This window comes from Aquabacterium sp., from assembly GCF_041909175.1.
In the GTDB taxonomy this organism is placed as follows: domain Bacteria; phylum Pseudomonadota; class Gammaproteobacteria; order Burkholderiales; family Burkholderiaceae_C; genus Aquabacterium.
This window is the reverse complement of the sequence record NZ_JAYRDZ010000010.1, coordinates 29,281-40,905: the sequence shown is the minus strand read 5'-3', so window position 1 is coordinate 40,905 and position 11,625 is coordinate 29,281. Positions and strand designations below refer to the sequence as shown.

The 11,625-nt window shown below is 60.9% G+C and carries 7 protein-coding genes; 2 read left to right on the top strand and 5 right to left on the bottom strand.

Annotation, left to right across the window (positions count from 1 at the left end):
* The first annotated feature begins 5 nt into the window (after positions 1-5).
* Positions 6-965: an alpha-E domain-containing protein gene (locus tag ACE3PH_RS14015; protein WP_374320121.1), complete on the top strand. Its 960-nt coding sequence runs from the start codon at positions 6-8 to the stop codon at positions 963-965.
* Between the two features lie 67 nt (positions 966-1,032).
* Here the strand turns inward: ACE3PH_RS14015 and ACE3PH_RS14010 are convergent, their stop codons facing one another.
* The 5 genes from ACE3PH_RS14010 to ACE3PH_RS13990 all read right to left on the bottom strand — a co-directional run bounded on the left by ACE3PH_RS14010 (position 1,033) and on the right by ACE3PH_RS13990 (position 7,623).
* Positions 1,033-1,305 carry an oxidative damage protection protein gene (locus ACE3PH_RS14010; RefSeq protein ID WP_374320118.1) on the bottom strand — a complete coding sequence of 91 codons (273 nt, stop codon included), beginning with the start codon at positions 1,303-1,305 and terminating at the stop codon, positions 1,033-1,035.
* 24 nt (positions 1,306-1,329) lie between these two features.
* Positions 1,330-2,712: an amino-acid N-acetyltransferase gene (argA, locus tag ACE3PH_RS14005; RefSeq protein WP_374320116.1), complete on the bottom strand. Its 1,383-nt coding sequence runs from the start codon at positions 2,710-2,712 to the stop codon at positions 1,330-1,332.
* A gap of 75 nt (positions 2,713-2,787) precedes the next feature.
* Positions 2,788-4,815 carry an acyltransferase family protein gene (locus tag ACE3PH_RS14000; protein ID WP_374320233.1) on the bottom strand — a complete coding sequence of 676 codons (2,028 nt, stop codon included), beginning with the start codon at positions 4,813-4,815 and terminating at the stop codon, positions 2,788-2,790.
* 109 nt (positions 4,816-4,924) lie between these two features.
* Complete coding sequence (locus tag ACE3PH_RS13995) at positions 4,925-6,049, bottom strand: GGDEF domain-containing protein (RefSeq protein ID WP_374320114.1); 1,125 nt, start codon at positions 6,047-6,049, stop codon at positions 4,925-4,927.
* A gap of 83 nt (positions 6,050-6,132) precedes the next feature.
* Positions 6,133-7,623, bottom strand: coding sequence for an amidase (locus tag ACE3PH_RS13990; RefSeq protein WP_374320112.1), 1,491 nt, complete (start codon positions 7,621-7,623; stop codon positions 6,133-6,135).
* Between the two features lie 89 nt (positions 7,624-7,712).
* Here ACE3PH_RS13990 and hrpA point away from each other — a divergent pair, with 89 nt between their 5' ends.
* A complete protein-coding gene (gene hrpA / locus ACE3PH_RS13985; RefSeq protein WP_374320110.1) occupies positions 7,713-11,624 on the top strand; it encodes an ATP-dependent RNA helicase HrpA in 3,912 nt (1,303 codons plus the stop codon).
* Position 11,625 lies beyond the last annotated feature (1 nt).

Sequence of the window (11,625 nt, the reverse complement as noted above, 5' to 3'; positions counted from 1 at the left end):
CCCGTATGCTTTCTCGTACCGCTGACCACCTGTTCTGGATGGCCCGTTACATGGAGCGGGCCGAAAACACGGCTCGTCTGCTTGACGTCAACTACCAGGCAGCGTTGTTGCCCCAGTCCAGCGAAGCTGCCCTGCAGGGCTGGAAAGGCTTGCTGAGCATCAGTGAACTGCTGGGCCAGTATTCGAGCCGTTTTGAGACCATCAACGCGACGGACGTCACGACCTTCATGGTCAGCGATCCGAACAACCCGTCGAGCATCCTGTGCTGCCTGAAGGCAGCCCGCGAAAATGCCCGTGCGGTGCGCGGTGCGCTGACGACCGAAGTGTGGGAAACCATGAACCACACCTGGCTGGAGTTCAACCGCCTGCTCAAGACCAATGCCCTGCAGAAAGACCCGGCCGACCTGTTCGAGTGGGTGAAATTCCGCTCGCACCTGTCACGGGGTGTGACCTTGGGCACCATGCTGCAGGACGAGTCTTTCCACTTCCAGCGCATTGGGACCTTCCTGGAGCGTGCCGACAACACCGCTCGGTTGCTCGACGTGAAGTTCCATGGTCTGGATACCGAGTTCTTTGGTTCAGGTGCAGGCAACGAAACCAAGGAAGTCGACTTCTATCACTGGTCTGCCGTGTTGCGCTCGGTCTCGGCCTTCGAGATCTATCGCAAGGTCTACCGCAACGTGATCCGTCCGGAAAAGGTGGCCGAGTTGCTGATTCTGCGGGCCGACATGCCGCGCTCGCTGCTGGCCAGCATGAACGAGGTGGTGACCAATCTGCGCGCCGTGGCCAACGACCACAGCGACGAAACCATCCGCCGCGCAGGCCGCCTGCGCGCTGACCTGCAATACGGTCGCATCGATGAAATCATGGCCACGGGTCTGCACGCGTATCTGACGCAGTTCCTTGACCGAGTCAGCGACCTGGGCTTCGGCGTCAGCCGCGATTTCCTGATGCCCAGCAATTGAGCTTCCCGTGTGATGTAGAAGCAAAAAGCCGGCTGATGCCGGCTTTTTTGTGGTTGATCGAGGCTGATCAGGCTGCAGGTGGTACGTAGCCTTGTACCTGTTCGGCACCAGCGCCGAAGAAGAACTGCTCCATCTGGCGGGCCAGATACTGGCGCGCACGGGCGTCAGCCAGGTTCAGGCGGTTTTCGTTCACCAGCATGGTCTGGTGCTTCAACCACAACTGCCAGGCTTCCTTGCTGATGTCGTTGTAAATGCGCTTGCCCAGCTCGCCCGGGTACGGTGCGAAATCCAGGCCTTCGGCTTCCTTGTCGAGGTGCTTGCAGTGGATGGTGCGTGCCATATTGTCGTCAGTCCAGATGAGAAATCACTTGAGTGGCTTGACCAGCACCTGAGAGCGCCGGTCCCATTTGTAATTGCGTTTGCGCGCTTCGGGCAGCCAGTCGGGGTCAACCGGGGCAAAGCCACGTTTGATGAACCAGTGCATGGTACGCGTTGTCAATACAAACAGTGAAGATAAGCCCATTGCCCGAGCACGTTGCTCGATTCGCTTGAGGATGCGTTCGCCATCGCCCTGGCCCTGAACCGAGGGCGAGATCGTGAGCGCAGCCATCTCGGCCGTGCTGGCTTCGGGGAAGGGGTAGAGCGCGGCGCAGCCGAAGATCACGCCGTCGTGCTCGATCACGGTGTACTGGTTCACATCGCGTTCGATTTCCGTGCGGCTGCGCTTGACCAGTGTGCCGTCGCGCTCGAATGGTTCGATCAGTTGCAGGATGCCGCCGACGTCATCCGAGCTGGCCTCGCGCAGGCTTTCGAGCTTCTCGTCGACGATCATGGTGCCCACGCCATCATGGGTGAACACCTCCATCAGCAGGGCGCCATCGACCTTGAACGGGATGATGTGGACCCGCTCGACCCCGCCTTCAGCGGCTTTGACTGCGTGTTGCAGGTAAAAGCCGGTGTCGGTCGGTTGCAGCGGGTTGGGCAGCGCGGCCAGCAGGCGCTTCGCGTCAGCCAGGGCCAGTTCCTGGTCTACCTCTTCGTCCGGGTCGTTCTGGTTGGCTTCCAGTTCGACGGCCTTGTCCGGGTACTGCACGATGCTTTGCAGGATGCCGCGCACCTCGGTCACGAAGACCAGCTTGTCGGCCTGCAAGGCGATGGCGGCACTGGTGGCCACGTCTTCCATGCTGAGGTTGAAAGCCTCGCCGGTGTGAGAGAAACCGAAGGGCGACAGCATCACGAGCGCCCCGGTGTCGATGGAGCGGCGAATGGCCATGGCGTCGATCTTGCGCACCAGGCCGGTATGCATGAAGTCGACCCCATCGACGATGCCGACCGGGCGTGCGGTGACGAAATTGCCGGAGATGACACTCACCGAGGCGCCTGCCATTGGCGTATTGGGCAGCCCTTGTGAGAACGCGGCTTCGATTTCGTAGCGCAACTGGCCGGCGGCCTCTTGCGCGCAGTCCAGCGCCACGGAGTCGGTGATGCGCATGCCGTGGCTGAAGCGGGATGTCTGCCCCTTGGCACGAAGTTGCTCTTCGAGTTGAGGGCGGAAGCCGTGCGCCAGCACGATCTTGATGCCCATGGCATGCATGAGCGCGAGGTCCTGCACGAAGTTGCCGAGCTTGCCTGCAGCAACCAGTTCGCCAGACAGCCCGACCACGAAGGTCTTGCCGCGGTGGGCGTGGATGTGCGGGGCCACCGAGCGGAACCACGGCACGAAGGTGTGGGGGAAGACCAGATCCATGAAACAGAAGCCAGATGTGTCAGTCGTGAATGTTACGACGAGCGCTTGGTGCAGGCGAGCCTGATCCTCGCCGCATCAGTGTAATTTCATCTCTCGAACCAGGGCGTCAGCTATGAGCTTCGAGCCGATAGTCGACAGGTGGTGGTTGTCGGTGTAGAGCAACCCCTCGACTGCTCTTGCACGGCAGGTGCTTGCGTCGCAGAGGTAGGGTATGGGCGAGAACACCCGAACCGACGGAAAGTCGTTCGTTACCTTACGAACGAGGTCCCAATAGGGTTTGTTGCGTTGATCTACGGCAGGCCTGGGTATGTCACAGGAGGGGTGTTGTGCACGGCGGGTCATGGACGGAGTAGGGATATCGACGCAACTCAGCGGGTCGAAGTCCAACTCTGGGACATCGATGACAAAGACCACGGCTTTATGGGCTGCAGTCAGTTTTTGCAGTGTGTCGCGCATGGCTTGTTCGAATACCGCGGGGTTCGGGGTGTCATCTGCCAAGTCTGGGCGGGTAATTCTGGAGTCAAAACGCTCTTCCTGTGGGCCGAATCCATGGCCTTCTACATGCAGTGCGCCGCGGCTCGACAGAATGACAGTCTTGACTTCAGCCGAAGATATGGCAAGTTGGAGCGCCTGGTTCATGATCTCTGTGCATTTGTATGTCATTCGATTGCCTGTTCGTTTGACATCAAAGAATGGCAGGCACCCAGGCTCGCCTAGCTGCAGGAAATGGCCATTGATCTGGTTGAAATATTCTTTCAAGCCTAAGCCAAGACGGTTGGCGTGGGAGTCTCCAATCAGCATGGTTTCCGGATCGGGTTTTCCGGTAGTCTGGCAAAACTTGGCATGAAAAGGCAGATTCAGTGCATCGCATTGGGGGTCATATTTGGCCGATTGGGGCCATATGAATGCGTTGGTGCTTGCTGAGCCATGCAGGATTCGATATGGGAGGCCGTTGCGTTTGTCAGAGTATGAGCCGATGGCAGCGCACGCTACGAGGCCAAGGCACAAGCTGGCTGTGATTTTCCAACCTTTGTGCTTGAATCGCATAGGTGATTCAATGAATTTATATGTTAACCACGCTAGCGCTACGGTCAGTGCCAAAAATACCCATTTTTGTGATGTGGATGGTGGGGTCGATTGAATGATCCTGGAAAATGCCAGAATTGGCCAGTGCCACAAATAGATCGGGTAGCTGATCAATCCGACCCATACCATCCATCTGTTGCCAAGCAGCCACCGGTTTCCGAAGGTTTGAGGGCCGGAAAGAATAATCAGTATTGTTCCCAAGACCGGTGGCAGTGCCCACCAGCCAGGGAAAGGTTTTTGACTGTCTACTATCCACAAGGATGCCAGTAGCAGAGCCAGTCCTGCACTGCCGGCGATGTTGCTGAAAAATTGAGTAAACACTCTGTGCGGTGAGAGCTTGATGGGGTGTGTACTATTTGGGTTGATGGCTTTATTGGTGTGTTGAACTGATGCCAGAATGCCGCCAGCAAGCAATTCCCAGAAACGTGTTTGTGGCAGGTAATATGCCTGCGCATCGGGTTGGCTGGTTGCTAATATATTGTAGGTAAACGATGCAATGCCCACGGAGCCGATGCTGATGATGGGTGAAATGCGCAGGGCTGACATCGCCCATAGAAAGAGCGGGTATATTATATAAAATTGCTCCTCTATGGCCAGAGACCAAAGGTGCATCAGAGGCTTTACTTCAATGGCTTGGTCGAAGTAGCCGATCTCATTCTGAAGCTGAAAATTTTCGATGAAAATGGCGCCACTTGCCAAATGCTCCCCGAGGGATTTCAGTTCATCAGGTAGTAGAGTGGCATAACCGAATACATAAGTGCAGCTCAGCACGGCAATGAGTGCCGGGAATATTCTGCGGGTTCGGTGTGTGTAGAAATCAAGGAAGGAGAAGTTCTTGTTGGTCAACCCCTTCAATATGATGCTGGTAATCAGGAATCCAGATATCACAAAGAAAATGTCAACGCCAATGAATCCGCCTGGTATGGCGTTGGGGAATGCATGAAACAAGACCACAGATATAACCGCCAAGGCGCGGAGCCCGTCAATGTCTGGGCGGTATGAGGCTGGCGATATCAATGAAAACTCCCTGCATGCCAGGACTCTTTGTGTGCCGCGTGAGTCCTTTGTTTGTATTGTGGTCAAGTGTATATCAATATTTGCCGAGGGCTGTCACCCCGCTCTGGAATCAGGTGCTGCGTACTGTTCTATTGCGCCCCTGCGCTTTGGCGTCATATAGCGCCTGGTCCACACGGGTCAATAGATCGTTGATGGGCTCATCAGGCTTGTGCTCAGCGATACCTGCAGAATAGGTCACCACCAGTTTTTGGTCTTCCGTATGAATGGGGTTATGGCAAAGCTGGTGTCTGAAGCGTTCCAGCCCGATTGAGGCCTGCTCGATGCCGCTGCCGTTGCAAAGCAGCAGGAATTCCTCGCCGCCCCAGCGGGCCAGGGTGTCCGAATCGCGCAGATTGTCTTGGGCCACCTGTGCAAAGTGGCGCAGTGCCTCGTCGCCCACCTGGTGGCCATGGCGGTCGTTGAACAGCTTGAAATGGTCCAGATCCAGCAAGGCCAGGCTGAAAGGCGTGCTGGCAGCGCGTTCCTTTGCCAGGGCATCCTCAATGAGGGTCAGCATGTGGCGTCGGTTGGGCAGCCCGGTTAGATCGTCGCGGGTGGCCAGGTCATTGACGCGCACCAGTGCGGACGCCAGTTCGCTGCGGTTGTGTTCCAGCGTGATGCGCCAGCGGCTGACGATCTGCGCGATGCGTGATGTGAGCAGGGTGACACCGCTGATGTAGAGCAGTTGCGTCACATCCATGCTCAGGTTGACGTCTTCGGGGTGCCATGTCCACCAGACCAGCAATGCGGCTGTCAACAGGGCGATGGCGGACAGGCCCAGTCGGCTCAGTTGGGCCGGCTGCAGCGTGAACTGCCCAAACATCAGCACCAGCGGCACGATGATGAGCACACCGCCGCGCAACTCGCGGATCACACCCACATAGCCGATCGCGATGGTCAGCAGGCAGAAAAGCGCTTGCACCATCACCAGGGATGGGTCGCGGAAGGCTCGGGACAGGCCCCTGCGCACCAGCACGAAGAAACACAAGGGGCCGGCTGGCAGCACGCCCAGCAGCAGTCTGCCTACGTGGCGGTCAATCAGGCCATGCTCCATGGCAAACCAGCACAGCACCGTGTTGAATCCATACAGTGCGCCACCGAGCAGGATGAGCTTGAGCATCCATTGGGTGTGTGCGTCGGTCGTCAGCAGCCGTTGGGCTAGCTTGGACGGGGTGGGAGTGGGGAAATCGTTCACGCGCGTCAGACCTTACGGCTGGGGGCCTTCCGGGTTGTCGGCCCCACCGGGGCAGACTTGATGCGAGATTGCCCAAGAATTGACTATGTGTTGACCGCGGGGCGTTTGTCGAACCAGGGGCGGGCCGTTTCAAGCTGATGGGCCAACTGCAACAGGCGGGCTTCGCCGTTGAGGCCAGCAACGAATTGCACGCCCAGTGGCAGGCCATCTGGGGTCCAGTACAGGGGGACGGACATGGCCGGGCGGCCGGTGAGGTTGGCCAACTGGGTGTAGGGCGTCCACCCCAGGTTTTGCAGGATGGTCCGCTTGAATGCCGGTGCTTCGCGCAGCATGCCCGCCAGCCCCAGGCGCGTCACGAGGTCACTGACAGCGTTGAGCACCCAGGGGGTGTCGAGTTCGCCCACCTTCAGGGGCGGGGCGCTCAGGGTGGGCGACAGCCACATGTCGAACTGGCTGTGGAACTGGGCCAGGCGGATGTTGTGGTCATTCCAGCGGCCCTCGCAGCGCAGCAGTTTCAGTGCGGACATGCTGCGGCCCAGCGCGGCCATCAGGCGGGTGTCGGGTTCAAAGTCCGATACCCTTACCCCGGTGAGCTCGCAGATCGAGTCGACCATCATGGCCTGCACGCAAAACCAGGCGGTGAGGAAGTCTTCGGCCAGCGCCACGCCGTCGAAGGGAGTGTCGACTTCTTCGACGTGATGCCCCAGGGATTCGAGGAGCCGTGCAGCGTCTTGCACTGCCGCGATGGCCTGTGGGTCAACCGGGGTGCCGGTGGGCGAAGCCGTGCTGAAGCCGATGCGCAGACGTCCGGGCGCGGTCCGCATGGTGCTCAGGTAGGGCTGTTCGGGCGGTGCCATGTAGTAAGGGGCATGGGCTTCAGGCCCCTGCAGCACGTCCAGCATCGCGGCAGTGTCTTGCACGCTGCGCGACACCACGCCCTGCACCACGGCCCCATTCATGCCTTCGGCCATCAGGGGGCCGGAGGGAATGCGGCCGCGGCCGGCCTTGAATCCGAACAGCCCACAGGCTGCTGCGGGAATGCGGATGGAGCCGCCGCCGTCGTTGGCCCCCGCCATGGGGACCACACCAGCCGCCACCGCCGATGCCGAGCCACCGGAAGACCCGCCTGGCGTGCGGAGCGGGTCCCATGGGTTGCGGGTTGGCCCGAAGGCCTTGGGCTCGGTGACGTTGCGCGCCCCGAACTCGGGGGTATTGGTCTTGCCGAAGATCACCACGCCCGCGTCCAGCCAGCGGCGAACCACGTCGGCGTGTTGAGGGGCGGGAATCTGCCGCATGGCCTGGCTGCCAAACGAAGACGGCAGGCCGGCGTAGTCCTGGAACAGATCCTTCACCAGAAAGGGCACGCCCGCAAAAGGCTGGTGAGTCTCAAACCCTTCGGTGCAGCGTTGGCGGGCGATCTCGTCCATCCGCATGACGATGGGGTTGAGTACCGGCTGGACGGCGTCGGCGCGCTGCATCGCCAGGGCCAGCAATTCGGATGGGTGCACCTCACCCCGGCGGACCAGATCGGCCAGGCCCAGGGCGTCGAATTGAACGTATTCTTGAAAATGCATGGCGGTGGTGCTCGGTCAGATGACGGGGTAGGCAGCAAGGTGGCGTGCGGCCCTGGATAATGTGGCACCTTTGGGTTTCGTTTCCCCTCGTGTCTTTCCCCGTGTCTGTGCCAGCCATCACCTTTCCGGAATCCTTGCCCGTCAGCGGCAAGCGCCAAGAGATCGAAGCCGCCTTGCGCGAGCATCAGGTCATCATCGTCTGCGGGGAAACCGGCTCGGGCAAGACCACGCAATTGCCCAAGATTGCCCTGGCCATGGGCCGAGGCGGCTGGGGCCAACCACGCGACCCGAAGGCGCCCCGGCACCTGCGACCCAAGCTGATCGGTCACACCCAGCCACGCCGGATCGCGGCGTCCAGCGTGGCCAAGCGCATTGCCGAAGAGCTCAACAGCCCGCTGGGTGATGTGGTGGGCTACAAGGTGCGCTTCCAGGACCGCCTGCAGCCGGGCGCCAGCGTCAAGCTGATGACCGATGGCATCTTGCTGGCCGAAACCCAGGGCGACCCCGATCTGCGGGCCTATGACACCCTGATCATCGATGAGGCACACGAGCGCAGCCTCAACATCGACTTCCTGCTGGGCTATCTGCGCCAGTTGCTGCCGCGTCGGCCAGACCTGAAGATCATTGTCACGTCGGCCACGATCGATGCCGACCGCTTTGCGCAGCACTTTGCCTCGGCCAAGGGGCCGGCGCCCGTCATCATGGTGTCGGGCCGGCTGTACCCGGTCGAGCAGCGCTATCGTCCCTTCGAGGACAGCCGCGAATATGGTTTGAACGAGGCCATCACCGACGGAGTGGACGAACTCTGGCGCGAGGGCTCAGGCGACATCCTGGTGTTCTTGCCGGGTGAACGCGAAATCCGCGAAGCGGCAGACCACCTGCGCAAGCACCTGGCGGAGCACCGCACGGTGGCGGAGGTGCTGCCCTTGTTTGCCCGACTGAGCCAGCAGGAGCAAGACCGTGTGTTCCAGACCGGTGGCCCCAAGCGCATCGTGCTGGCCACCAATGTGGCAGAGACCTCGCTGACGGTGCCCGGCATCCGCTATGTGATCGATGCGGGTCTGGCCCGTGTCAAGCGCTACAGCTTCCGCAACAAGGTCGAGCAGTTGCAGGTGGAGCCCATCAGCCAGGCGGCTGCCAACCAGCGCGCGGGGCGTTGCGGGCGGGTGGCCAACGGCATCTGCATCCGTTTGTACGACGAGAAAGACTTCAACGGCCGCCCCCGTTTCACGGACCCGGAAATCCTGCGTTCTTCGCTGGCAGGCGTCATTTTGCGGATGAAGTCGCTGCATCTGGGCTCGGTCGAGGACTTCCCCTTCATCGAGCCGCCCCTGCGCAAGGCCATTGCGGACGGCTATCAGTTGCTCAACGAGCTCGGTGCGGTTGACGACAACAACGAGATCACCGAATTGGGCCAATCGCTGGCGCGGTTGCCGCTGGACCCCCGTGTCGGCCGCATGATCCTGGAAGCCAAGGACCGTCAGGCCCTGGCCGAGGTGCTGGTGATTGCAGCGTCCCTGAGTGTGCAGGATGTGCGCGACCGGCCCATCGAGCAACAGCAGCAGGCGGATCAGAAGCACAAGCAGTTCGACGATGAAAAGTCGGAATTCATGGGCACCATCAAGCTGTGGCAATGGCTGGACCAGTCACGTGGCGGCCATGGGCAGCACGCAGCTGGTGAGGGCGACAAGCACAAGCTCAGCAACCGCAAGTACGAGCAGCTCTTGCGAGACAACTTCATCAACCCACGACGCGTGCGCGAGTGGCGCGATGTCTACTCCCAGCTGCACACCGTCGTGGCAGAGCACAGTTGGCGCCTCAACGGCGCGCCAGCCACCTACGAGCAGATCCATCTGTCGCTGCTGTCGGGCCTGTTGGGCAATGTGGGCTGCAAGAGCGACGACGAAGACTGGTACCTGGGCGCCCGCGGCATCAAGTTCTGGAAGCACCCCGGCGCCAACCTGAGCAAGCGGCCAGGCCGCTGGATACTGGCTGCTGAACTGGTCGAAACCACCCGCCTGTATGGGCGCGGCATCGCCACCATCGAGCAGCCCTGGCTGGTGCTGATGGGTGGGCATTTGCTCAAGAAGCAGTTGCTTGAGCCGCACTGGGAAAAGAAAGCAGCCGAGGTGGTGGCGCTGGAGCGGGCCACGCTCTATGGGCTGGTCATCTACAACAACAAGCGCGTCAACTACGGGCTGGTCAATGCCCGAGAGGCCCGCGAGATCTTCATCCGTGAGGCGCTTGTCGGGCAGGAGTGGGAAACCCGTCTGCCTTTCCTGGCCCACAACCGCAAGCTGATTGGCCAGGTCGAGCAGTTGGAACACAAGTCGCGCCGCCAGGACGTGCTGGTAGACGACGAGCTGATCTACGCCTTCTACGACGCCCAGATTCCGCCGGAGGTGATGAGCGGTCACAGCTTCGAGAAGTGGTATCGCCACGCTGGCAGAGAGAACCCGAAGCTGCTCTACCTGAGCCGCGACGAGCTGATGCGCCATGAAGCGGCTGGCATCACCAGCAGCGCCTTCCCGAAGGTGATACGCCTCGGTGGCGTCGACTGCGGCGCCACCTACCTGCATGAGCCCGGCGATGCGCGAGACGGGGTGACGGTGACCGTGCCCATCTACGCCCTCAATCAGGTCAGCGAAGAGCGTGGCGAGTGGCTGGTGCCTGGCATGCTCAAGGACAAGGTGCTGGCGCTGGTCAAGAGCCTGCACCAGAAGCCACGGGCGCGCCTGGTGCCCTTGCCGGACTATGCCGAGTCCTTTGTCGAGTTGGCCGAATTTGGCCAGGGCAGCCTCATGGACGCCTTGCTCAAGGCCGTGCGCGACAAGACCCAGCTGGATGTCAAGCGCAACGACTTCAAGCTCGACATGCTGTCGCCGCACCTGTTCATGAACTACCGGGTGGTCGACGAACATGGGCGCCAGTTGGGCATGGGGCGCAATCTGGCTGCATTGAAGGCCGAACTGGGGTCGCAGGCTCGCGGGGCTTTTCAGGCCCTGGCAGCACTCAAGGCCAAGGAAGTGGTGCAGGGCGGTGAGCCTGCGGCCACCACAACCGCACCATCGTCTGCGGTGCAGGTTCGCAAGGCCTCGCCCAAAGGTGATGCCGGTGGGGTACACCAAGGGTCAGAGCGCAAGGCCGCTGCCGCCCAGCCGCTGACAGACTGGACCTTTGGCGAGCTACCGGAGCTGATGGAAATCCAGCGTGGCGGACACACCCTGATCGGTTTTCCGGCCCTGATCGACAAGGGGCAACACGTCGAGATCGAGGTGTTCGACGAGCCTGATGTGGCTGCAGCCAAGCACCGTGCCGGTTTGCGTCGCCTGGTGGCCTTGCAGATCCGCGAGCCGCTCAAGTACCTGGAAAAGAACATCCCTGATCTGCAGAAGATGGCGATGGCCTACATGGCCCTTGGCACAGCAGAAGAGTTACGCGAGCAGATCATCGAGGTGGCGCTGGACAGAGCCTACCTTAGCGAGCCCTTGCCGACCGATGCTGCCCACTTCAAGGCCCGGCTGGAAGAGGGGCGCACACGCCTGAACCTCATTGCCCAGGAAGTGGCCCGTCTGGCTGGCACCGTGCTGGTTGAATACGCTGCGGCGGCGCGCAAGCTCAAGGATGCCCGCCCACCCAAAGATGTGGCCGACGACATTGCGGCGCAGTTGCAGCGTCTCGTGCCCAAGCGTTTTGTGGTGCAGACCAGCTACACGCAGTTGCAGCACTTTCCGCGGTACCTGAAGGCCATCACCCTGCGGCTTGACAAGCTCAAGGGCGACCCGGCGCGTGATGCGCAGCGTCTGGCCGAGCTGAAACCGCTGGACCAGCGCTACACACGCCGCTTGGCCGAGTTGAAAGGCACGCATGACGCGCGACTGGACGAGTTCCGCTGGATGCTGGAGGAGTTGCGCGTCAGCCTGTTCGCGCAGGAGTTGCGCACGCCTCAGCCGGTCAGTGTCAAGCGGCTGGAAAAGGTGTGGACCCAGCTCAGCCACTGAG

Excerpts from the sequence above, each read along its gene's own strand:
- argA (WP_374320116.1), bottom strand. The coding sequence starts at position 2,712 with ATGGATCTGGTCTTCCCCCACACCTTCGTGCCGTGGTTCCGCTCGGTG.
- ACE3PH_RS14010 (WP_374320118.1), bottom strand. The coding sequence starts at position 1,305 with ATGGCACGCACCATCCACTGCAAGCACCTCGACAAGGAAGCCGAAGGC.
- ACE3PH_RS13990 (WP_374320112.1), bottom strand. The coding sequence starts at position 7,623 with ATGCATTTTCAAGAATACGTTCAATTCGACGCCCTGGGCCTGGCCGAT.
- ACE3PH_RS14015 (WP_374320121.1), top strand. The coding sequence starts at position 6 with ATGCTTTCTCGTACCGCTGACCACCTGTTCTGGATGGCCCGTTACATG.